The organism is Campylobacter armoricus (genome assembly GCF_013372105.1).
In the GTDB taxonomy this organism is placed as follows: domain Bacteria; phylum Campylobacterota; class Campylobacteria; order Campylobacterales; family Campylobacteraceae; genus Campylobacter_D; species Campylobacter_D armoricus.
On the sequence record NZ_CP053825.1, the window covers coordinates 1,385,929 to 1,409,348 of the forward strand.

At 29.1% G+C, this 23,420-nt stretch carries 26 protein-coding genes; 6 read left to right on the forward strand and 20 right to left on the reverse strand.

What is annotated here, in order from left to right:
- Position 1: 1 nt before the first annotated feature.
- The 12 genes from pth to lpxB all read right to left on the reverse strand — a co-directional run bounded on the left by pth (position 2) and on the right by lpxB (position 11,426).
- A complete protein-coding gene (pth, locus tag CARM_RS07060) occupies positions 2–541 on the reverse strand; it encodes an aminoacyl-tRNA hydrolase (protein WP_139426061.1) in 540 nt (179 codons plus the stop codon).
- Positions 542–1,078: a 50S ribosomal protein L25/general stress protein Ctc gene (locus CARM_RS07065; protein ID WP_139426063.1), complete on the reverse strand. Its 537-nt coding sequence runs from the start codon at positions 1,076–1,078 to the stop codon at positions 542–544.
- Between the two features lie 125 nt (positions 1,079–1,203).
- On the reverse strand, positions 1,204–1,374 hold the full coding sequence (locus CARM_RS07070) for an XRE family transcriptional regulator (RefSeq protein WP_139426065.1): 171 nt from the start codon (positions 1,372–1,374) through the stop codon (positions 1,204–1,206).
- Positions 1,375–1,989: 615 nt separating this feature from the next.
- Positions 1,990–2,961: a transaldolase gene (locus CARM_RS07075; protein WP_139426067.1), complete on the reverse strand. Its 972-nt coding sequence runs from the start codon at positions 2,959–2,961 to the stop codon at positions 1,990–1,992.
- Complete coding sequence (gene serB, locus CARM_RS07080; protein ID WP_139426069.1) at positions 2,961–3,584, reverse strand: phosphoserine phosphatase SerB; 624 nt, start codon at positions 3,582–3,584, stop codon at positions 2,961–2,963. The genes CARM_RS07075 and serB overlap by 1 nt, the downstream gene beginning before the upstream one ends.
- Positions 3,584–4,102 carry a chemotaxis protein CheW gene (locus tag CARM_RS07085; RefSeq protein ID WP_139426071.1) on the reverse strand — a complete coding sequence of 173 codons (519 nt, stop codon included), beginning with the start codon at positions 4,100–4,102 and terminating at the stop codon, positions 3,584–3,586. The genes serB and CARM_RS07085 overlap by 1 nt, the downstream gene beginning before the upstream one ends.
- 4 nt (positions 4,103–4,106) lie before the next feature.
- Positions 4,107–6,419, reverse strand: coding sequence for a hybrid sensor histidine kinase/response regulator (locus CARM_RS07090; RefSeq protein ID WP_139426073.1), 2,313 nt, complete (start codon positions 6,417–6,419; stop codon positions 4,107–4,109).
- 2 nt (positions 6,420–6,421) lie between these two features.
- Complete coding sequence (locus tag CARM_RS07095) at positions 6,422–7,378, reverse strand: chemotaxis protein (RefSeq protein WP_139426075.1); 957 nt, start codon at positions 7,376–7,378, stop codon at positions 6,422–6,424.
- A complete protein-coding gene (locus CARM_RS07100) occupies positions 7,378–8,106 on the reverse strand; it encodes a metallophosphoesterase (protein WP_139426077.1) in 729 nt (242 codons plus the stop codon). The genes CARM_RS07095 and CARM_RS07100 overlap by 1 nt, the downstream gene beginning before the upstream one ends.
- A complete protein-coding gene (locus CARM_RS07105; RefSeq protein WP_176301017.1) occupies positions 8,103–9,836 on the reverse strand; it encodes a phosphoethanolamine transferase in 1,734 nt (577 codons plus the stop codon). The genes CARM_RS07100 and CARM_RS07105 overlap by 4 nt, the downstream gene beginning before the upstream one ends.
- The gene (gene greA / locus CARM_RS07110; protein ID WP_139426083.1) at positions 9,836–10,321 is read right to left on the reverse strand and encodes a transcription elongation factor GreA; all 486 of its coding nucleotides are present in this window, start codon (positions 10,319–10,321) and stop codon (positions 9,836–9,838) included. The genes CARM_RS07105 and greA overlap by 1 nt, the downstream gene beginning before the upstream one ends.
- Positions 10,322–10,331: 10 nt before the next feature.
- On the reverse strand, positions 10,332–11,426 hold the full coding sequence (gene lpxB / locus CARM_RS07115; protein ID WP_139426085.1) for a lipid-A-disaccharide synthase: 1,095 nt from the start codon (positions 11,424–11,426) through the stop codon (positions 10,332–10,334).
- Between the two features lie 627 nt (positions 11,427–12,053).
- On the opposite strand from lpxB, the gene CARM_RS07120 reads away from it, so the two are divergent.
- Entirely contained in the window at positions 12,054–12,827 is a 774-nt protein-coding gene (locus tag CARM_RS07120) for an ADP-ribosyltransferase (protein ID WP_139426087.1), read from the forward strand.
- 27 nt (positions 12,828–12,854) lie between these two features.
- On the opposite strand, the gene peb3 is transcribed toward CARM_RS07120, so the two are convergent.
- From peb3 to CARM_RS07140, 4 genes are all read right to left on the reverse strand, one after another.
- Positions 12,855–13,607: an AcfC family glycoprotein adhesin PEB3 gene (peb3, locus tag CARM_RS07125; protein WP_139426089.1), complete on the reverse strand. Its 753-nt coding sequence runs from the start codon at positions 13,605–13,607 to the stop codon at positions 12,855–12,857.
- Between the two features lie 98 nt (positions 13,608–13,705).
- Complete coding sequence (locus CARM_RS07130) at positions 13,706–14,281, reverse strand: RICIN domain-containing protein (RefSeq protein ID WP_139426091.1); 576 nt, start codon at positions 14,279–14,281, stop codon at positions 13,706–13,708.
- Positions 14,282–14,292: 11 nt separating this feature from the next.
- Positions 14,293–15,096, reverse strand: coding sequence for a cytolethal distending toxin subunit B family protein (locus CARM_RS07135; protein WP_139426093.1), 804 nt, complete (start codon positions 15,094–15,096; stop codon positions 14,293–14,295).
- On the reverse strand, positions 15,093–15,917 hold the full coding sequence (locus CARM_RS07140) for an RICIN domain-containing protein (RefSeq protein ID WP_139426095.1): 825 nt from the start codon (positions 15,915–15,917) through the stop codon (positions 15,093–15,095). Before CARM_RS07140 ends, CARM_RS07135 begins: the two co-directional genes overlap by 4 nt.
- Positions 15,918–16,035: 118 nt before the next feature.
- Here CARM_RS07140 and pepT point away from each other — a divergent pair, with 118 nt between their 5' ends.
- Complete coding sequence (gene pepT, locus CARM_RS07145) at positions 16,036–17,262, forward strand: peptidase T (protein ID WP_139426097.1); 1,227 nt, start codon at positions 16,036–16,038, stop codon at positions 17,260–17,262.
- Positions 17,263–17,285: 23 nt separating this feature from the next.
- Here pepT and dcuC read toward each other — a convergent pair whose 3' ends face one another.
- Together dcuC and pepE are read right to left on the reverse strand one after the other, a co-directional pair.
- Complete coding sequence (gene dcuC, locus CARM_RS07150) at positions 17,286–18,578, reverse strand: C4-dicarboxylate transporter DcuC (protein WP_139426099.1); 1,293 nt, start codon at positions 18,576–18,578, stop codon at positions 17,286–17,288.
- Between the two features lie 9 nt (positions 18,579–18,587).
- Positions 18,588–19,292: a dipeptidase PepE gene (gene pepE, locus CARM_RS07155; RefSeq protein ID WP_139426100.1), complete on the reverse strand. Its 705-nt coding sequence runs from the start codon at positions 19,290–19,292 to the stop codon at positions 18,588–18,590.
- Between the two features lie 118 nt (positions 19,293–19,410).
- Here pepE and surE point away from each other — a divergent pair, with 118 nt between their 5' ends.
- The 4 genes from surE to blaOXA are packed head-to-tail and all read left to right on the forward strand — an operon-like array spanning position 19,411 to position 22,036.
- On the forward strand, positions 19,411–20,184 hold the full coding sequence (gene surE, locus CARM_RS07160; protein WP_139426102.1) for a 5'/3'-nucleotidase SurE: 774 nt from the start codon (positions 19,411–19,413) through the stop codon (positions 20,182–20,184).
- A complete protein-coding gene (locus CARM_RS07165; protein WP_139426104.1) occupies positions 20,177–20,830 on the forward strand; it encodes a ThiF family adenylyltransferase in 654 nt (217 codons plus the stop codon). The genes surE and CARM_RS07165 overlap by 8 nt, the downstream gene beginning before the upstream one ends.
- Entirely contained in the window at positions 20,814–21,263 is a 450-nt protein-coding gene (locus CARM_RS07170; RefSeq protein WP_139426106.1) for a GNAT family N-acetyltransferase, read from the forward strand. Before CARM_RS07165 ends, CARM_RS07170 begins: the two co-directional genes overlap by 17 nt.
- The gene (gene blaOXA / locus CARM_RS07175) at positions 21,260–22,036 is read left to right on the forward strand and encodes an OXA-493 family class D beta-lactamase (protein WP_139426108.1); all 777 of its coding nucleotides are present in this window, start codon (positions 21,260–21,262) and stop codon (positions 22,034–22,036) included. Before CARM_RS07170 ends, blaOXA begins: the two co-directional genes overlap by 4 nt.
- 146 nt (positions 22,037–22,182) lie before the next feature.
- On the opposite strand, the gene panD is transcribed toward blaOXA, so the two are convergent.
- Positions 22,183–22,566 (reverse strand): aspartate 1-decarboxylase, encoded by a 384-nt coding sequence (gene panD, locus CARM_RS07180; RefSeq protein WP_139426110.1) that lies wholly within the window; start codon positions 22,564–22,566, stop codon positions 22,183–22,185.
- On the reverse strand, positions 22,563–23,411 hold the full coding sequence (gene panC / locus CARM_RS07185) for a pantoate--beta-alanine ligase (RefSeq protein ID WP_139426112.1): 849 nt from the start codon (positions 23,409–23,411) through the stop codon (positions 22,563–22,565). Before panC ends, panD begins: the two co-directional genes overlap by 4 nt.
- Positions 23,412–23,420: the final 9 nt, after the last annotated feature.

Below are 23,420 nucleotides of genomic sequence, written 5' to 3' on the forward strand. Positions count from 1 at the left end.
CTTAACTTTTTAATGAATATTTTGAAGCGATTTTTTCTATATCAGAATTTAAAAGCTCAAATAAGGCTTTTTTGCTATGCTCTAAAACCTTAGTTAAACTTTCTTGCTCTTCTTGTTTAAATTTCCCCAAAACATGAGAAATCACATCTTGTCCTTTTCCTACTCCTATGCGTACTCTCTCATAAGCATTACCACAAAGATTATCTATACTTTTAAGCCCGTTATGTCCACCACTACTCCCACCTATTTTAAATTTCAAAGAACCTAAATTTAAATCAATATCATCATGAATTACAATAATTCTATCACATTTGTAATATTCACTAACAGCTTTTACACTTTCTCCAGACAAATTCATATAAGTGGAAGGTTTTAAAAAAAGAGTAGAAGAGCTTTTAAAAAGCTCTCCCTTAAATTTAGTATTTGAAAGCTTAGTTGTTTGCAAATCTTCTAAAAGTAAGTCAATCAACATAAACCCTATATTATGACGAGTTTGGGCGTATTCTTCTCCTATATTACCAAGTCCTACGACTAAGGTCATCTATCTTGCTTTTTCTACACCAACTACAGCCACTCTATCAGCATCTACCATAGTTACACCTTCAGGCACAACTACATCACGAACTAAAAGTGCATCGCCTACATCAAGTTTAGTTACATCTAATTCAAAATAATTTGGCAAGTTTTCAGCTGTACATTTTACTTTTAATCTTCTTTTTGATTGGATTAAAACACCTTTATTTTTAAGACCCATAGCTGTTCCTACGATTTTAACAGGAACCATGTATTTAGAAATTACACCTTTTTGTGCTACTTTTAAATCTACATGCTTTAACTCAGCAGTTACTGGATCTTTTTGATAATCAACTACTACAACATTTAATACTTTATCTCCAACTTTCACATCAAAAGCTAAAGTAGTTTTTTTACGCACTTCTTTAATAAAATCATTGATTTTAAAAGCAGCATTGATATTTTCCAATCCCTTTCCATAGATATTTGCGATTAGATAACCATCTCTTTTTAAAGCTTTAGCAGCTTTTCTACCGATACTCTCTCTAATGATACCTTCTAACATCTTTTTTCCCTTTTTTATAAAATAAAAAATTTAATAATATCAATTTCTGGCTTAGTAAAGTATAAATTTATTTAAAAAATCACAGATATCTATTTCAAAAATCTCAGCCATTTGAAATAAATGGTTTAAATTAAAATGTGTGCCCCCCTATAATGTCTTTTTGCATCTGCAACTATTGAAACACTTTTATGTTCCAATAATAATGATAATTCCAATTGAGAAATTCCTTTTTCTTTTCTTATTTTTACAACTATTTTACCTATTTCTCTATGTTTATCAGATATATCTTGTTTCATATAACCAAGCCTTATAATTCTTTATTTATAAGTCTAGTTTTTATATATTTTTTACAATCGTTTATAACACTAAGTGTTATAAAGCTATAATTAAAAACGAAAGGAATAATATGTCTACTATATTATTATAAAATTGGATTTAGAACCAATCATAGTAAAAATAATTGACAAAATAAAGGATTAGGGTGGAGTTTAGAATACACTAAATTCATTGAAACTAAATATAGAAAATTCTTCTTTTATGTCAAGAAAATAAAGAAGCTTCAATAGTACCACCAGCTGATGTTGATAAATTTTGTCATTATCATATTTAGATACATTAAAATATGCTTATACTCAAGATTGTGAAAATATTTTTGGCTACTTCTTGCATCATTTTCATTATTTTGGAATGAGAGGTGAGGAAGATTTCAAAAATCTTAATAAATCTTGGGAAGAAACATGTATTCTATACGAAAAAAGATTTGGAAAACCTTCAAAATATATAAAAGAAAATTTATTGAAAACAATAGCTAGATGTCCAAATTGCGGTAGAAATCTCCATCTAATGTTTTTTCACTAAAAAGACCAACTTTAGCAAGCATTAGTGCTTAATCTCTCTGAGATTAAGCCACATTATAAAGATTTTAAAATATCTTCATAAGCTATGCAAAATTGCTCTAAACCATCATCAAGTAAATCTTTGCAAGCTTTACTTAAAGCTTCTTTTGAGATATTTGCATTCAGTTTTTTCTCTATACACTCATCTTTTAAAGGCTCTTTAAATATAATTTGCTTACCCTTAAAAGCTTTGATAGCATCCAGTGGTGCAGTATTAATAGCTTTATCATAGAGTAATTCTTTAATATAATAATCTTTCTCTAAATCATCACCCTTAACACCAGTGCTAGCAAATAAAGCTCTAATATTTCCTTCGTTTTGTTTTACAATATAATTATAAGCCTTGGTCGCGGTAAGAATTCCTATATAGTTTTTATCCAAAACTTGATTATTTAAAAGCCTATCAAAGCGACTTACAAAAATGCTAATGACTGCTTGTGGTTCTTTTCTACCCAAAATATTATTTTTTCTAAATTCTTTTAAACCTAAATTTAAAGCTTCGAAGCATTTTTTAGTTTGTTCAAAATCAAAAATCAAAGTAGCATTAACACTAATGCCATTTTTCATTAATTCTTGCATTACCTCATAAGAAGCTTCTGTGGAAGGAATTTTCATCATAACATTTTCTTTTGAAATTTGAGTATATAGTCTTTTTGCTTCGGCCAAAGATAAGCTAGTATTATCTTTTAATCTTGGATCAATTTCTATGCTAATAAAACCATCGTTATTTTCATAATAATTAATGGCAAGTTTATCCGCTGCTTTAGCTATATCTTCTATAGCAAGATACTCATATAATGCTTTTTTCTCTTTAAGATTTGATTTTTTTATTTTTTCTTTATAAATATTTGAACTTAAAATTGCATTTTTAAAAATAGCAGGATTTGAAGTAGCACCATTAATTGTTTTTGAATAAATTAAATCTAAAAATTCATGATCTAAAAATACATTTTCTATAAAATCACACCATAGAGAAAATTTTTTCATTATATCACCTTTATTATTTCTTTTAAGTCTTTTTTGTCTATACAAATATCTGCATGAGATTTTAAAATTTCTTTGGCACAAAAAGCTATTTTCAATCCACACTCTTTAAACATAGAAATATCATTAGCTCCATCACCTACACACATTATCTCTTCTGTTTTTAAGTTTAAGAATTTCTTAAGTCTTTGTAGTATAATACCCTTTGAGTTATTAAACATAATCTCTCCGCCAACTTTTCCTGTTAATACACCATATTTACTATGTAAAAAGTTAGCAAACCCAAAATCAAAATGAAGTTTATTTTGTATTAAATCAATTCCTTCGTGAAAACCGCCACTAAAAACAATTATTTTTATATTTTTACTTTTTAAGTATTCGCATAATTCTTTAGCACCGTTCATCAAAGGTAAATTTTCACAGCATTTTTTTACTTGCTCAACAGACATACCTTCGAGCAAAGCTACCCTGGCACTTAAACTTTCAAAAAAATCAAGCTCACCATTCATTGCTTTGTTGGTGATTACTTTTACAGCATCACCAACATTATATTCATCTGCTAATATATCGATAGTTTCTCCATCCATTAGCGTAGAATCAAAATCAAAAGCACAAAGCTTTATCATTAAAACTCACGCTTTAATAAAGCTTCAGCTTTTAATATGGTTAAGATATTTTCTTCTCTTTTACCTATACCAAAAATCATACCTTTTTCTTTTAGTAAAGTTTCAGGTGGCGGATCAATTCTACTTCTATGAATTTTAATAGCTTCTGTTAATCTATCTATCACAAAACCTGCATTACCTGCAGGAGTTTGATTACCATTAGCCATACCTTTTAAAACAATATATCTTGTTTGAGGGGTCATTTTAGAACTACCTTGATTAAATCTTCTAGCAAGGTCAATCAAAGGCATAACATTACCCCTCATATTAAACACACCTAAAACATAATCAGGCACACTTGGCACCCTAGTGTATTCTATAGGTTTGATGATTTCTTGAATATTAAGAATTGGAATAGCATATTCCTCATCTCCCACCACAAAACCAACAAGCTGAATAATATCCTCTTCTTTATCCACATCTGGTTCTGCAATTTGTGATTGTTGTTTTTGCAAAACCTGGCTTAATTTATCATTCATCTTCTTATCCTAGTTTTAAATTTTTTCTAACTACATTTTCTAAGTACTCTGGAGAGTAAGGCTTAGTAATATATTCAGTCATTCCTACTTCCACACCTCTTAAACGATCTGATTTACTAGTTCTTGAAGTTACTGCAATAAGTGGAAGGTTTTTGTATTTAGAATACTTTCTAATTTCTCCTGCTAAAGTATAACCATCCATTCTTGGCATTTCAATATCAATTAATACTGCATCAATGTCATGCTCACCTGATTTTATAGTATTTAAAGCTTCAACACCATTTGTTGCTTCTATAACACTAACTCCTAATGGCTCTAAAGATTTTTGCATAATATTTCTATCCATCTTAGAATCATCCACTATAAGCACTGTATAATCACTTGGTTTTTCTTTTACATTTTTCTTAGATTGAGATTCTATTTGAGCTTTAATATCTACTTTAATTTCTTTAGCAATATCCATCATAGCTGCAACATCAATAATCAAAGTAACTCTACCATCACCTCTAATAGTTGCTCCAGCTATACCTTGAATGTTTTGTAAATACTCACCCATAGATTTAATAACAATTTCTTCTTGACCTATTAAAGTATCTACGATAATACCAAGCTTACTTTCAGCTACTCCAATAACAACTACATAAGTTTGATCTGTATTTTCAAGTACTTGTTTTACACCAAATACATCTGAAAGTCTTACCAAAGATAAGACTTCATCTCTTAATCTTAATACATTCTTACCTTCAATAGTATAAATATCATCAATTGGCACTCTAACTGTTTCAAGAACGCTTGCAAGTGGAATAGCATAAAATTCTTCTTGAGTTCCAACAAGTAGCGATTGAATAATTGCTAATGTGAGTGGGATTTTAAGCTTCATAACAGTGCCTTTTCCAAACTCACTATCAATTTCAATTACGCCATTTAGTTTTTCAATATTAGTTTTTACGACATCCATTCCAACGCCACGACCTGAAACATTGGTAATTTTTTTAGCGGTTGAAAAACCTGGTTTGAAAATCAATGCAAACGCTTCTTTGTCACTCATTTGATCGGCTTCACGCTCTGTGATAAGATTTTTCTCCATAGCTTTTGCTTTTAACACATCAGCATCCAAACCTTTACCATCATCAGCAATTTCTACAACGATATGATTTCCTTCATTGTATGCTTTAAGATTAACCGTTCCTTTTTCTGGTTTACCATTAGCTACACGCGTTGCTGGATCTTCTATACCATGATCACATGAGTTTCTAATCATATGCATGATTGGATCACCTATTTCTTCAACGATAGACTTATCAAGTTCAGTTTCTTCACCTGAAATTTCAAGTTCCATTTGCTTGCCAAGCTCTCGTCCTAAATCACGCACAACTCTTGGAAATTTATTAAATACTTTTGCAATAGGTTGCATTCTCGTCTTCATCACCGCAAGTTGAATATCTGTAGTAACAATACTAAGTTGGGATACAACTTGATTTAATTCTTCTAAGAATTTTTCACCATCATATCTTTCTTCAACATCATCATAAATTTTTAACAAGCGATTTTTGCCTAATACTAGCTCACCTATTAAGTTCATCAAGTGATCAAGTCTTTTTACCTCAACCCTAATAGTTTGATCCATATTAGCACCGCTACTTCCACCACCTGCTGCTGGAACTTTTTTCTCTGCAGAAGCTGGAGCTGTATTTTGAGTAGTAGCTGGTTTATTAGAAGCTGGGGTTGATTCTTGTGCTTTTTTCTTTTCAGCGCGTCTTGCTTGATCTTCGGCTTTTCTTACTTTTAAAAGTCTCTCAATCTCTGCTTCAACTTCATCATCACTTAGTTTATTAACATCAACATCTGGCTCTTCAACTTTTACTTCTTCTTGAACTTCTTCTTTTGATTCTTCTTGTTTAGCTGGTGCTACAGCTTCTAAACTTTCACCTTCTGAAATTGCTGTCAATCTTGCACAAATTGGAGCTATATCAAGACCAATTGCTGTATCATTTCCATTATCTCTAATAGAATTTAATAAAGTTTTCATCATATCAATTGATTCTAAAACCACATCCATTACTTCCGGAGTAATTTTAAGCTCATTATGTCTTGCTTTATTTAAAACATCTTCCATATGATGGGTAAGTTTTGTTAAAACATCAAAATTTAAAAAGCTTGATGAACCCTTAACTGTATGTGCAACACGGAAAATTCTATTTAGTAATTCTAAATCTTCAGGATTTGCTTCTAATTCAACCAAATCATGATCTATTTGTTCAACAAGTTCAAAGGCTTCAACTAAAAAATCCTCAAGTATTTCTTGAATATCTTCCATTTTTACTCCTCACCTTTTTCATGTTTTTTAATAACACGAGAAATTTCAGCAAAGAAATCACTTGCGTTAAATTTAACCAAATATCCCTCTCCACCTGCTTCTTTAACGCCTTTATCACTCATAAATTCATTCGATAAAGATGAATTAAATACGATAGGAATATTTCTAAATCTTTCATCATTTCTTACTTTTGCTGCAAAGTGAAAACCATCCATTTGAGGCATTTCAACATCACTAACAATAATTTTTAGATGCTTATGTAATTCTTCTGCTCCATAAGTATTATAAAGCTCTTCTAATTTTTGCAAGCCTTCAACACCATCTTTTGCCTCTACTACTTTTAAACCAATTTTGTTTAAAAGATCTTTAACAAGTTTTCTAGCAGTAGAACTATCATCAAGCGCCAATGCTATACCATCTATTTTTTGAATTTTATCATCTTCAATATCAGTTTGTGGAGTATAAATTCCAAGTTCTTGCACAATACTTTCTAAATCTAAGATAAGTAAAACTTCATCACCTTCAATTTTAGTTACACCCGTAATTTTACTCTTATCTAAACTACCTGCACTCGTTGCAAAAGTAGCTGGTTCGATATTTTTCCAATTAATTCTACGAATTCTTTTTGCCTCATGAACAATAAAACCAATCAAAACATTACTAAATTCTGTAATAATAACCCTAGGTTTTATATTAGTCATTTCTGGTTCTTGAATTTGCATCCATTTTGCTAGGTTGATTACAGGAATTACCACTCCACGAAGATCAAAAATACCTTCCACATAGTCAGGTACTCCTGGAATTTCAGTCAGAAAAGGAATTTTAATGATTTCTCTAACCTTAGAAACATTTACACCATAAATTCCCTCATAGACTTTATCCTGGCCTTGCTTAAAGATGCGAAAATCAACAAGTTCCATTTCATTTGAACCTGTTTTAACGACATTCTCATCAAACATTATGCCTCCTTAAGTTCTATTTTGTGAAATCTGATTTCTAGTCCGTATTTTACTATAAAAAAACTTTCCTTGTATGCAAAAGTAGCCAAATTTAAATATTTTGTATTTTCGTATTCTAAAAATACATCTTGATGATAATGCCCTTCTATTATAAAGTTTGTATTATAATGGCTTATACGCTCTTTTATCAAAATAGGAAAATAAGGAATTTTTCTAACAAGTTGTTTTTTGTTTTGATTTTTTAAAATTTTTTGTGTTATCTTAAAACCACAAAGATTATTGATAAAATCTAAAAAGCAAAGTAAATAATGATTCCTTAAACTTTTTAAGCAAAATTGCAAAAATGGCTTTAAAAAAATATCCCCATGAGCTAACTCTGCAAAAGTATGTGCATTATCTTCAAATTTGCAAAGTAAAGGTTGTTTATCTATGCTATAAACTTTTACTTTTTTAAAAAATTTAGCTAAATTAAAATCGTGATTTCCTTCTAAATAAATGATTTCAATTTCATTGGCAAGCTCTTCAAGTAAATCTATATATATTTTAGCAAAACTATGTGTAGCTTTTATCTCATAAATTAAAAGATCAAAAATATCACCCATTAAAAAAAGTTGTGGGGTTTGAATTTTACCATTTTTTAAAGCTTGTAAAAATTTCCAAAAACCGCGTCTATTTTCATTTTCATGAGCATCAGCTATAAAAATAGCATTTTCTTTAATACTAATCAATACTTAGCTTTCTCATATTTTAAAATTTTATCATAATCAATTTCACCATTAAAAATTCTCACTCTTTTCTCGTTAAAACCATCACTTAAAATATCTCTAGTTTCATTATAATCTTTTACTTTAATTCCTGCTATAGTTGTCATAGTATGAATTAAATCATCACTCATGAAAGGTTTATCTTTTGCTTTGATTATTTTATCTACTAATTTTGGATTATTTTTCTTAAATTTATCACTAATTATAATAAAAAATGGAATTTCAGCAGTAAATCTTGAAGTAACAAAATGTTCAGCTCTATCCCTAAATTCATAAACACTCTCTCCATGATCACTTATATACACTATAATCGCTTCCTTATCTTTAAACAAATTAAAAATTTCATTAATAAAATAATCATTATACAAAACTGCATTTGCATAATCAGCAACATTTTGTTTTTCTTTATTATTAAGAGTTCTATTAATATCTTTATTTTCAAATTTTGCAAACCCTTTCTCAAATCTTCTACTATATTTAAAATGAGTTCCCATAAGCTGAACAATAAAAAAATTTTTTGAATCAATGTTATCTTTTATAATAGGCAACATTACTCCATCTGTTTGTTTTGTAAAAATTTTATCATCAGTAGAAAACTGATCAATAAATATAGCTTTATTCGCCCTATTGGCTACAGCTGTTGTGATACTTGTGTGGCCGGATAAAGGTTCATGATTTGATATAAATATGCTTTTATAACCTGCCAAATTAAATAAATCAACCATATTTAATTGATTAAACCATTCTTCTTCATTTTCTATATTTGAAAAATTTAAAACCCTTCTTAAAGAAGCTTGAGTACTTGCAAAAGGAGCTATAACATCACTAAATTTAATCAAATATCCTTTTTTCTCTAACTCCTCTAGTTTTGGAGTTGTTTGAAGATTATATCCATATAAACTCATATAATTTCTTTGAGTACTTTCTCCAATAATAAATATTATATAAGGAATTTTCTTTTGAATACTTACCCCCCCCTTATATAAATTAAAAATACGCTCATAATTTTTCAAATAAAAATTATAACTTGCCCATATACCATTGTTAGCGTAATATCTTAAAAACTGCTCTGGAATATCAATAAAAAAACTAAAATTTATCTTATCAATAGAATTTATTCCATGTTTTTTAATAAAATATCTATTAGCACAATCTACAAATAATCCAAAAATACATAAGATATAAATGATTCCTATAGACTTTTTTATTATTTTATTTTCAATATTAAGTTTTTTTTGAATGGATTTAAAAATATAAAAAAACAAAAATACTATACAAAAAAATAAAAACAAATAAACAATATAGCTTTTATTGATATAAGTTTCTATAAATTCAAAAATTTCAATCCAAGTTGTTTGTAATAACACATCTATAAACAAAGGATTAAATTTGGCAGAATAATTTAACAATAAATAAGTTTGCAACAAAAAAACTAAAATAGCAAATAAGGTTAAAAAATAAACTATGAATTTTGTTTTGTCTTTAAAGAAAAGAAAAAATACTTGAATAATAAAAATATTTAAAACAAGCACTATAAAAATATTTTTTATAGCTTTAAATATAATCCATTCAAATATTTCTCTTTCAAAAGTTAAATAACTCCACCACAATGATATAATCGTATCTAAAATAAAAATTAATGCTATATAAGGAAAAAATTTAATGATAAAATCAAAAAAATTTTCTTTTTGCATTAAAATTCCAAAGTTTTATACTCTATAGAAATGATTTCAAATTCGCTCTCGCCTTTTGGCAAACGCACTTTAAAGTCATCTCCTTCTTTTTTACCAAGCATAGCTTTAGCAATAGGCGAACTAATAGAAATATAACCTTTTTCTAAATTTCCTTCATTCACTCCTACTAAAGTATAAGTACTTTGCTTTTCACTTTCTAAGTCTTCTACAACCACAGTAGAGCCAAATTTTACACTATCGTGCTCATAAGAAGATGGATCAATAATTTGTGCTCTTGAGATCAAACCGCCAAGCTCAGCAATCTTACCTTCTATAAAAGCTTGTTTTTCTCTAGCTGCGTGATATTCTGCATTTTCTTTTAAATCTCCATGGCTTCTTGCTATATCAATCTCTTCTACAACCTTTGGACGCTCAACTTTTTTTAAATGTTCTAATTCTTTTTCTAATTTTTCATAGCCATATTTACTCATAGGTTCTTTTTGCATTTTTATTCCTTTAAATTTCATATAATATTTTTGCAAGATTTTTAGCACTTGCAAATTTTAAATAAGATTTCAAAAAAGAAATTTTATCAAAAAATCCTTGATAATCATAATCTAAATAAGCATCATATAAATTTTTTACATTTACTTCATCTTGTAAAAATTCAGGATTAAGCTCATCTTTTCCTGCAAAATCTAAAAATATATTTGCAAGTCCTATATGTTTTAATTTTACAAAAATTTTAGCTATAAAAATATCTATAGCTTTTGCTTTATAAGCAAGCACAAAAGGAGTGCCAACTAAAGCTGCTTCAAGAGTAGCTGTGCCACTACAAATAAAAGCAAAATCAGAATTTTTAAGCACTTTTGGAGTATTGCTTTGAATTTCAAAGCCATTTATATCGCCATAAATTTCTAATCTTTTTAGATTAAACTCAGGCACGCAAAGGATTTTCTTACCACTAAATTTAGCACTTAAATCTTTAAAAATAGGCATCAAACGCTTTATCTCGCTTTTTCTTGAACCTGGCAAAAAAGCTATAATTTTTTCATTATCTTTTTTTGAAAGTGTGTCTTTTATATCATCTTCATTTTTAAATTCTTTTATCTCATCTAAAAGCGGATGTCCTACATAAGTGCTTTTGCCAAAAAATTTATCATCAAAAGGTAAAATAGAAGCTAACACATCAAAATGACTTTCTATGATGGGAATGCGTCCTTTTTTCCACGCCCAAACTTGAGGCAAGATATAATAAATTCTTTTTATTTTAGAATTTGCTTTTTTTAAAGCTTTTGCAAAAGGTATATTAAAAGCTGGAGAATCTATACATAAAATCGCATTTACATTTTTTTCAAAGCTTAAATTTACAAGCTCTTTTATAGCTTTTTTCGCTTTAAAAATAAGCGGTAAAATCTCTATAAAACCCATAGCACTAAATTCATGCGAGCTATAAAGTGGCTTAGAATTTAGACTAAATTCTTCACACAAACTCTCATCATAAATTCCAACTAAATCAAATTCTTTATACTCATCTTTATAAGCTTTTAAAACTTCTTTTAAATGTAAATTTGCTGAGGGCTCTAGGGCACAAACTAAAAATCTTTTCATTATCATTCTCTATAAAATTTAAAAAATATTACCTAAATTCTACTTAATTTTTTACTGATCTCAATATTTTTGATAAAATTGTTGTTTAAATATTTTTAGTAATTTTCACCATAATCTATTTATAAAATTTTCATTAATTTTAAAAAAATGATAATCTTAAAATACTTTTTTGTGTTTGATTTTTATACTAAAGTGGTGATATATTTCTTTTAAAAAATTTTATTCTCTTGCTTTTTATAGATTTAAACAATATTAAAAATTCAAATTACAATAATTTTATAGAGCTTTTATATTTTACATTGTAAATACATTTTAATATTGCTTATTAAATAAATACAATAATTTAATTCTAGCAATAACTTTTGCTATGTAACAATAAGAGTATGATATTTATCTTTTGATGAATTATTTCCTATGATAGAATTTGTAATAGTTTTTATATTAATCTTAAGAAATAATCATAAAGACTATAAGTCTCATTTTATTAAATTCTAAATTGAAATTTAAACTTATTGTAAAAATTAAAAAGCATGCAAAATTTTATTTCTTTAAAATAAAACCAATAATAGGATAAATTTTATCCTTAATTGTCGATATAAATACATATTTTACTAAAAAGGATAAAAAATGAAAAAAATATTTCTCATATTAATCATAGGATTATGTAGCTCTATAATGGCACAAAGCGAATTAAAAACTACAAGCACAAAACACGAAGAAACATATAAAAAATTTACTAGTGGAGAAGATGTAATCAATTGGTGGAGTGAATTGTATAATGGTTTGATATTATCAAAAGAAGAAAAAGATATTATTTATCAATATACTTTTGGAGATTTTGTAGTAATTAACGATAAATTAAGAAATGGATTTTCTGTATCTTCTTTAGATGAAAAACAAAAAAATATGGTATCAAGACTTGATAAAGCATTATCCAAAACTATAATTTTTGAAAATATTCAAGTATATAGATATGAAACTTTAGGATTTTTAACAAAATTGATAGACAAAAATTTATTACATAATATTTATAAAAATGGCAAATTCACAGACAAAGCTCAACACTACTTAGAAGCTTTAAATCATAAAAAATATAAAGACTATGGATTTATGTCAACAACTGCTATTCGTAATAGTGTATTTCAAAGTAGACCTATAGAACTTATCATAAAAGTTCCAAAATATTCTAGTACTACTTTTGTTTCACTTAAAGATTTAGCAGCTTTTCCAACACAATATGAGCTTTTATTTCCAAGAGATAGAGTCATAACCATTGAAAAATATGAAATCTCTAATGATAAAAACAAACTAACAATTTATACTAAAATGACTCCTCCTTGCTACATTAACCAAAAATGCGAGGAAGAAAAAGTAGATAATTTAAAACAACCAAAAAATTAAAGCACACATTTGTGTGCTTTATCAAAATTATTTTCTCCAGCCATACTTTGCAAAAATTTTACTAGCTTCATCAGTACTTAAGTAATTTATAAAATCTTGCACTTCCTTGCTTGAATTTTCTTTAGCAACGACATTTAAAGTTCTATAAACTACTAAATCTTTCTCTATAGCTACCGCTGTTCCTATATCAGGATTACTTTTTGACCAATCAATCCATGTGATCCAAGCATCAGCTTTATTTTCAGCAAAAAGTTTTCTAGCGCTACCGCTATTTGGTGTGAAAGCAACAATATTTGATCTAAAATTAACTATAGTTTGGATATCTTGAGTTCTTCCTATCATATCTTCCCAAACTCCCGTTCCTGAAGTATTGCTTTTTCCAGCACCTTCAGGTACTACTACTCTTACTTTTTTATTTGCCAAATCTTTCAACCCTTTAATATTTAAAGGATTACCTTTTTGTGTCAATATAATAGCTTCTCTAAAATATAAAGGTTTAATCTTAGACACATTAAAATCACTCCCAAAATCAGTTGCAATAGCTAATGCAGATTGATCTGAAGCACCAAATAAAATATCTGCATTCATTTTTGCTTTTTCAAACCAAGTTGCTTGAGGTCCAAAATTTACATTAATCTTAACTCCTGTCTTTTCGCTATATTTTACCGCAACATCTTTTAAAGCAGTATGAGGACCACCTGGACCATATAAATTAATTTCTGCATTTGCCAAGCTTAAAAACAAAGCACAAGCACCAAATAAACTAAGAATTTTTTTCATCATTTCTCCTAAAATTAAATTAAGAGTGAAATTATATGATTTAAAAATTAATCTACTAAAAACAAATACAAAAATTAACTTGTCTAACAACAGACAAGTTAATAAACCGGAGTAGCTTCTACTATAGCAGGAGTAAAAAACATAAGTTCATTCAAGTCTAAAAACAATCCAGGATCTAAAGTGCATTTTTGAATTCCAAAACGATTTTCTATAGGAACATTTGGATTAAAAAAAGTAACCATACATTCTTCTCCACCTTCCACTAAAGATCGAATTTGAACAGCTGGAGTTGTAGTTGGCATTATAGAAAAAACGGTTTCTAATTTACCATCTTTTAAATCTTCTTTACAAGATTTTCCACCAAAAAAACCACTTTCTAATATAGCAAGACATAAATCATCATCACTTGGATTTACAAATTGAACATAACCAAAAGGCAATCTTTCTGCCAACCTATCTTTCTTTTTAAGATCATCACTAAGTATTATTTCTCTTAAAATCCAATTTTGATCTTCTAATTTATCTGAAGTATCCCTAAAAGGACTTAAAGATATACCCGTTTCAACTGACCTAATAGCAAACATTGGTGTAAAATCAGATAAATCTCCTTTAGATGGAAGAGCGCTAAAAGCAACATTAAAAAGAAGTATATATAAAATTATAATTTTTTTCATTATATTTTCTCCTAAAATCTTCTAAAATTTACCGGAAAATGATCAGATGCTAAAAAAGTTCTAAGTCCTGCTAAAGCCAATACGGCAAGTATTGCAGGAGGATTATAAAGTCTTGTTGTATCTGAATTTCCTGTTATAGCATAATCAATAGTATTGCCACTAGCTTGTGTAAAAGATTGCGGAGCTACTATATTGATACGCGATCTTAATCCAGAATCTAATAAAGTAACAAGACTTCCTGGATTTCTATTAAAATCCCCCATTATCATCCAATTGATATTAGGCATATTTCTAAAATGCATATCTACAGCTGTTACTATAGCTCCAGCATCATTGCCACCTCTTGCAAGTGCATGGATTGAAAAAAATACATCATTCCCTATACGAATTCCAATTATAGGTCGAGATGCAACTGTTGGTGGTGGTAATACAATAACCTCATCAGCTTGCCTTCTACTTACTATAGCCATATTCACACGATTTGCCCCAACATCAACTCTAGAATAATAAACAAATACAGAGTTAGGTCGTGCCGAAGAACCTAAATTCCATGTATATTCGTGTATAGGTATACCCACTCCTGGTGGTTGAACTTGTCTTGGGGTCATTGTAGCTGTAGCAGGTAAAATCCCTGCTTCTTGAACTGCTAAAATATCTAAAGGATTATCTCCACTAATTAACTGCCTAACACTAATATTCCACTTACTTTCAGTAGCAGCAGACGAACCTTGCAAATTCCAAGTTCCAACATTATAATCTTCCAAAGCTCCAAAAACTAAGCTTGCACTTAAAATTAAATATAATATTTTTTTCATTTTACACCCCCAAATCCATAAGGTAAATTTGCTGAAAAAGCAGGTACTGTAATATACCATTGTCTATCCAAATTCTTCTCTCCTGATTTTAAACAACTTGTCAAATAAATATTGAAAAAACTAGTATTAAAATCCCTCATAACATCTACAACAGGTGTTTGTATGCATTGTTGAGTAGCAAAATTTTGAATTTGAAACGAACCATTACTCATAGGAAAAAGACTCCAAAATTGCGCATAATTACTTTGATCACAAGGATAATGCACTATACCTGCACCATAAGCATTTAAACAAGTATTAGTTTTTGCATTTTTAATCATTACCATATTGTTTGGAAATTCTATTAACTGCCATGCTCTTGCATCTCCAAAAGGTATACTATTAAATAAAGTATATCCCCATATCCAATTACCTGCTGCCAAAGCCCATACGGTCAATGCTGCACCATTTGGATTCATAATAGTTACAAAATCACTTGGAAAACCTCTATTTTCAAATACTGATACATCATTAAAATCACCATTAGATTTAAGTCTTGGCATAGGACCTTTTAGAGCATTATCACCTTTAAAGGTATTTGTTTTAACAAATGGAGGGTCTAAAGGTATAGCCGGAACTAAATTTTTACCTTCGACCAAAGCGGGAACTTTTTGCTTTGCTGGCGGAGTTGGATTCTTTCCTATTTTTAAAGGATCACTATCATTCATAGCGCCAAAAGAACGGCCCAAAGGATTAATATTTTGCTCTTTTGTAGAGCATGCTGTAAAAAATACAATAAAACCCAAAATAAAAAACAACCATCTTTTATCAAACAAACTCATTTTTATTCCTTATAAAATTAAAATAATTTTCAAAATTTCAAAGATTGTATCATAATATTTCTTTAAAACAAAGAGAAGTATAATTATTAATAAAATAGACCAATAAAAAGGAATTTTCATGGATATTATTCAAAGATTTATTAATTATACTAAAATAAACACTACCACAAGCAGAGAAAATGGAGCTGCTGGTATAATGCCCTCAAGTCCAAATCAAATGGAACTTGCAAAATTATTAGAAAAACAATTACAAGAATTAGGATTAAAAGACATTAAAAGAAGAGAAAATTCTATAACAACTGCTCTTTTACCTGCAAATACACAAAATGCACCAAAAATAGCTTTTTTTGCACATTTAGATACAAGTATGGAACAAACAAATGATACAAATGCAAAAATTACAAATTATAAAGGTGGGGATATTTGCTTAAATGAGAATTTGCAAATTTATTTAAAAGAAAGTGAATTTAAAGAGCTTAAAAACTATGTAGGAGATGATATTATCCACACTGATGGCACTAGTTTGCTTGGAGCTGATGATAAAGCTGCTATTGCTGCTATTATGGATATGCTTGAATTTTTTGTTAAAAATCCTGATATTAAGCATGGTGATATTTATGCTTGCTTTTTACCTGATGAAGAACAAGGCTTAAGAGGTGCTAAAGCTTTTGATATAAAAGAAATAGATGCTGATTTTGGGTATTGTTTAGATTGTTGTGGAATTGGTGAATTTATTTATGAAAATTGGAATGCTGGAGATTGCGAAGTCGAATTTATAGGCAAATCAGCTCATCCTATGAGTGCTAAAGGAAAATTAATAAATTCTTTAATATTAGCTCATAAATTTATCTCTATGCTTCCAAATGGAGAAGCTCCAGAATATACAGAAAATAAAGAAGGATATTTTTGGGTTAAAGAGCTCAAAGGAAATAGTGCTAAAACTATTTTAAAAATAGACATTAGGGAATTTGATGATGAAAAATATACTCAAAGAATGCAATTTTTACAAAATTTATGCGATAGTTTTAAAACTCTTTATGGAGAAGAAAGAATCAATATAAAATTAAGTAATAGATATAAAAATGTATTTAATTCTCTAAAAAGCACAGATTCTTTACCTATAAAACTTGCATTACAAGCTTATGAAAATTTAAACATACAAACAAAAATAATTCCTATGCGTGGTGGTTATGATGGAGCTGTTCTTTCACAAAAAGGATTGCCTTGTCCAAATATCTTTACCGGAGCACATAATTTTCACTCAATTTATGAGTATTTACCTGTTAAATCTTTAAAAGCAGCAAGCAAAGTTATACAAGAAATCATTATTTTAGCTGCAAAATAAATTTAAGCCTAAAAGGCTTAAATTTATAACAATACAAAAGCAATTATAACTACAGAAACTACACAGCCCAAAGCCGTTCTTTTAACAATTTCTAAAGGACTAACCCCTGCTATAGCTGAAACGATAATACAAGCTCCCAAAATAGGAGAAAGATATCTTCCAAGCACAGCTGACATTGCCACAGCTGTACCAAGTTTAACTTGATCAAAACCAAGATCTTGAGCATGAATTGTAACTGCCTTATTAAAAGCCATAGCAGCAGCATCTCCACTACCAGTAACCATAGCCATTAAAAATGGTATGAAAGTTCCACCAAAACGCACATAATGTTGTTCATTTTTTAACCATTCTATGATGATATCAATCACACCACAAGCTTTTAAACCGGCAACAAAAACACTAGCAGCTATGATAATCCCTATAATTTCTGCATAAGATTTTCCCATACCATTAAAAAATTCTTTAAAAATATTATCAGGCTTGCTCATAGTTACCACCAAAGCTATAATTGCTCCTAAAAGCATAGCTTCAGCAACCCCAACTTGTTTTGTCCATGTTAAAAACTCATAATTATGCAAAGGACTTGCACCTATAATTAACACAACTAAAGGAACTAAAGGCATAAGCGCATAAAATACATTCACTTTTTCAATATTATCTTCAACTTTATTTTGATTAGTCGCTTCAAAAACTTGTCCTTTTTGATAATCTTTAAAAACTATTGCCATAATCATTAAAGAAATCATCACTATCACTCCTGCTGTTAATGCATTTGGAGTTTGAGTTAAAACAATTTCTTGTATATTTTTTCCAGAAATTTCTGAAATCAAAGCCGTATGAGAAACACCTGGACTTAAAATTCCTCCTATAGTTCCACAAAGAACTGTTGCTGCTGCCATAGCAGGCTTTATACCCGAAGCCATTAAAAGCGGTATCAAAGTCGCACCAACTGCAGCTGCACATCCTGCTGCTGAAGGTATAGCTATGGCGATGAAAAAAGTCACCATAAAAGCAAGTGGGATTAAGAAAAATCCTACATTTTTTAAAGGTGTTGTAAGTAGTTTAACCAAATGCTTATCACATTTTGTAACTTTCATCACAAAAGCAAAACCCATACTTGCACAAATTGCTTTAATTAAAGCAGGTTGCACCATAGCATGCGTAAAAGCACTTAAAGCTTCAATGGGCTTAAGTGAAATCAAGCACAAAATAAAACCAACACTAATTAAAGCTGTTTTTGTTTCTACTTTTTTAATAAGCAAATAAACCACAGCCACAATACCAAAAATCGCAGCTAAAAGATAAAAAGTTTGCATTTTTCTCCTTTAGATTTTAGTTATTTGATTGACTTTTAAATACTCTATATTAAAAGGATAACTTAGTTTTAACACATCATGATGACCTATAATTTTTAAATTGTCATCTTGTATTTTTAAAGCCGAACCTTCAGGTATAGCATAAACAATATCTTTTGGATTAGTTAATAAAAACTCTTCCAAACGCTCCTCTCTGCTTTCTCCATTGTGTCCAGGAATTTTCCCGCTAATAAAATGCGGGTTGATTTGATAAGGAAAAACCCCTAAACTATCAAAGCTTTTTGGCATGATTATAGGCATATCATTAGTTGTTTTTATACTAAGTCCTGCTATGTTTGAGCCTGCACTCCAGCCTATATAGCAAGCTCCATTTTTAATACGCTCTTTTAAAATTTCAAGCAAATCTTCTTCATATAATTTATGCAAAAGCATAAAGCTATTGCCTCCACCCACTAAAAAAACCTTTGCGTTTAAAATTGCTTCTTTTAAATTCTTAAAATGATGCAAAGATTTAATATTGTCTTTTTTCAAACCTTCTTTTACCTTAGCTTCATAAGCATCATAAGTTCTTCTAACTCCAGCATAAGGTATAAAAAGAATTTCTTCATCATTCATAGCATTTTCTTTTAGAAAATCATCTATAAAATCTCGAGTATGGCTTAAATATAGACTATCTTTATAGCCTGAAGCACTAAAAAGTAAAAGTTTTGACATTTTTTTCCCTTTATAGTTTTTAGTTAAATTATAATTTTAATATTTAAAAAATGAAAAAACAATTTAAAAACAAAAAAATATTGTATTACTTGTGTTAAAATTTAAAAAAGGAATAAATATGAAAGAAATTTTATTAACAAACGATGATGGCTATGAGAGTAAAGGATTAAAAAAACTTATTAAAATGCTAAGAAAACATTTTAAAGCTAAAATCACCATAGTAGCCCCAGCTAATGAAAAATCAGCATGTTCGCATTCTATAACACTAACCAAGCCCTTAAAATTTCACAAGGTTGGCAAAAGATTTTATAAACTTGATGATGGCACACCTGCAGATTGTGTTTATCTAGCTTTACATGCTTTATATAAAAAGCGTTTGCCAGATCTTGTGATAAGCGGGATTAATAAAGGTGCTAATGTGGGTGAGGATATAACCTACTCAGGAACTTGTGCAGGTGCTATGGAAGCAGTTCTTCATGGAATTCCTGCTGTTGCTTTATCACAATTTTACAAAGATAACCAAAAAGAGCTTGATTATAAACTTGCTCTAAAACTTACTAAAAAAATAGTCAAAAATATCTTTGAAAAAGGTTTTCCTTTGGATAAAAAAGAATTTTTAAATATCAACTTTCCTTCTAGCAAAACAGCCTTTCAAGGTTTAAAAATTTGCAAAGCAGGTAAAAGAATTTACAGCTATGAAGCACATTCAAATACAAATCCAAGGGGAGTAGAATACTACTGGCTAGCTGCTGCTAATCTTGATCATGAAAATGAAAAAAACTCAGACATAGCACTTTTAAAACAAGGCTATGCCACAATAACCCCTATAATGCTTGATCTAACAGCATATAAGCAAATGAAAAACCTCAAAAAATGGATGAAAAATGGATAGATACACGCGTATAAAATGGCTTGTTAATGAAGAAAATTTTATCAAAATTCAAAATACCAAAGTTTTAGTTTGTGGCTTGGGTGGAGTTGGTGGAATTTGTGTTGATGCACTTTTTAGAAGTGGCTTTAGCAATCTAACCTTAATTGATGCAGATAGATTTGAAACTACTAATCAAAACCGCCAACTTCATAGCGAAAATGTAGGCGAAGAAAAAGCTAAGATTTTTGAACGCATTTATAACGCCAAAGGCATAGTTGGTAAAATCGATAATGAGTTTTTAAAAAGTTTTAATCTAAGCGAATTTGATCTAATAATTGATGCGATTGATGATATACCTGCTAAAGTTGCTTTGGCTAATTTGGTTGATTTAAAAAAGCAAATTTTTATCTCATCAACCGGTGGTGCTAGAAAGCTTGATCCAACGCGTATTAAAACGACAAGTATATTTAAAACACACGGTGATGCTTTAGCTAAAAAATTCCGCTATGAGCTTAGAAAATCAGGCTTTAAAGGGGATTTTGATGTGGTATTTTCAGATGAAGAAGCTCATTGTAAAGATCTTGGTTCCTTTATGGGCGTAACAGCTTCTTTTGGACTTGCTCTAGCTTCTTTGGCTCTAAGGAAAGTACTTGATAAGAAGGCTTGATATAAAAGACTTACCCTCTTGTATCGAGCTTTTTAAACAAAGTGTATCAATGCTTTGTAAAAATGATTACACAAAAGAACAAATTCATGCTTGGATTAATATAGACCAAGAAGTTTGGGAAGAAAAATTTCAAAATCAACTAGGCTTTGCCTATGAAGAAAAAGATAAAATCATATCTTTTATAAGTATAAATTTAAAAGAAAAAACACTCGATCTTTGCTTTACTCATGTAAATTTTGCATATCAAGGTTATGGCAAAGCTTTGTTGGAATTTGCTCTTAAAAGCTATCCTTATAGTGAAATTTATACTTTTGCTAGTCTTAGTGCTAAAAGCTTCTTTTTAAAAGCAGGATTTAAAATCATCAAAGAAAACATTGCTATAAGAGGCCAACAAGAATTAAAAAATTTTTTCATGAAAAAGGAAATAAATTGAAAATAATACTTTTACTTTTTAGTCTTTTTTGCTCTTTTACTTTGGCAAATGAAAATTTAAAAGATTTTTTTAAAGATTACAATGAAAGTGGAGTTTTTATAGCTTATGATGGTAAAAAGTATTATAGTAATGATTTTAAAAAAGCAAACAAACGCATTTTACCTGCCTCCACTTTTAAATTTTTTAATGCTCTAATCGCACTTAATGAAGGTATTGTGAAAAATACTAATGAGATTTTTTATCATTATAAAGGTGAAAAAGTATTTTTACCCTCTTGGGAAAACGATGCAAACTTAGCCCTAGCTATACAAAGATCTCAAGTTCTTGCTTTCAAAGAACTAGCTAAAAAAATCGGCTTAGAAAAAATGCAAAAAAACCTAAACAAACTTAACTATGGTAATAAAAAAATAAGTAAAATCGATGAATTTTGGCTTGATAATTCTTTACAAATTAGCCCTAAAGAGCAAGCCACCTTACTTTTTAAACTAGCAAATTTAACACTAGATTATCCTAAAAATATACAAAAAGAAATTATAAATATAATAAAACTTAGTGAAAATGATCGTTATGAGCTTTTTGCAAAAACAGGCTGGGGTTTAGATAAATATGGACAAATCGTAGGTTTTATAAAAGATAAAAAAACCTATCAAATTTATGCTTTTGCTTTATGTATGGATATAAGTGATTTTAACAAGCTTTATCTAAGAGAGGAGTTAGCAAAAAAATTCTTCGTGTTTTTCATAAAAAGAAATTATAAATATAATAAAACTTAATGAAAATGATAATTATGAATTTTATAAAAAACAGGATAGGTTTTAGATAAATATGGACTTATAGTTGGTTTTATAAAAACAAAAAAAGACAATAAAATCTTTTCTTTTGCTTTATACATGGATATAAAAATTTTAACAAGCTTTACTTAAGAAAAAATAGCTCCGTGTTTTTCATAATTTGTTATTTTTGTGGCAGTGTTATTTTCATCTACAAAAACAACTTTTGGTTTAAATGTTTTTGCTTCTTCTTCGTTAAAATCAGCATAAGACATGATAATAACTTTATCTCCCACTTCAGCAAGACGAGCAGCAGCGCCATTTAAGCATACAACCCCTTCTTCTTGTGTGGCGATGGTGTAAGTTTCAAATCTAGCACCATTATTGACATTAACTACTTGAACTTTTTCGTATTCTAAAATTCCACTAGCTTGCAATAATTTTTCATCTATACTTATGCTTCCTACATAATCAAGTCTAGCTTCTGTTACGCTTGCACGGTGTATTTTTGATTTGAGCAAAGTAATGTTCATTTTAATCCTTGTACTAAAAAATTATCAATAAGTCTTGTTTTTCCAACAAAAGCAGCCACCGCTCCTAAAACATTATCGGCGATATTTTCAATATTTTCCATAGTGTTAAAATCAACTAATTCTATATAATCGATTTTGATTAATTTTTCTTTTTCTAAAATATCTTTCATAGCTTGAATAATTTTAGAAGTATCTTTTTCTCCTTCTAGGACTAATTTTTCAGCTAAAAAAATACTTTGAGATATAGTTAGTGACGCTTTTCTTTCTTCTTTACTAAGATATACATTTCTAGAGCTTTTAGCTAAGCCATCTTCTTCTCTAATGATAGGACAAATTTTAATTTTTAAATCAAAATTTAAATCATCAACCATATGTCTAACGACTACACATTGCTGCGCGTCCTTTTGCCCCATATAGACTACATCAGGATTTAGGATATTAAAAAATTTAGCCAAAACCGTGCAAACGCCTCTAAAATGCCCTGGTCTTTTAGCCCCACAAAGTTTATCCGTGATCGTGTTCATATCCACATAGGTGCTAAAATTCTTAAGATACATTTGAGTTGCATCGGGGATAAAAACCATATCAACGCCATTATCTTGACACATTTTAATGTCGCGTTCTAAATCTCTTGGATAACTAGAAAAATCTTCATTAGGCCCAAATTGCATAGGATTTACAAAGATGCTTACTATAACTTTATCTTGTGTTTTGGCATTTTTGATTAAACTTAAATGCCCATCATGCAAAAAACCCATGGTTGGAACATAGCCTATGCTAAGATTATGTGATTTCCAATTTTTTGCAATTTGTTTTGCCTCTTTGACAGAAGTAATGACTTCCATATTTGTATC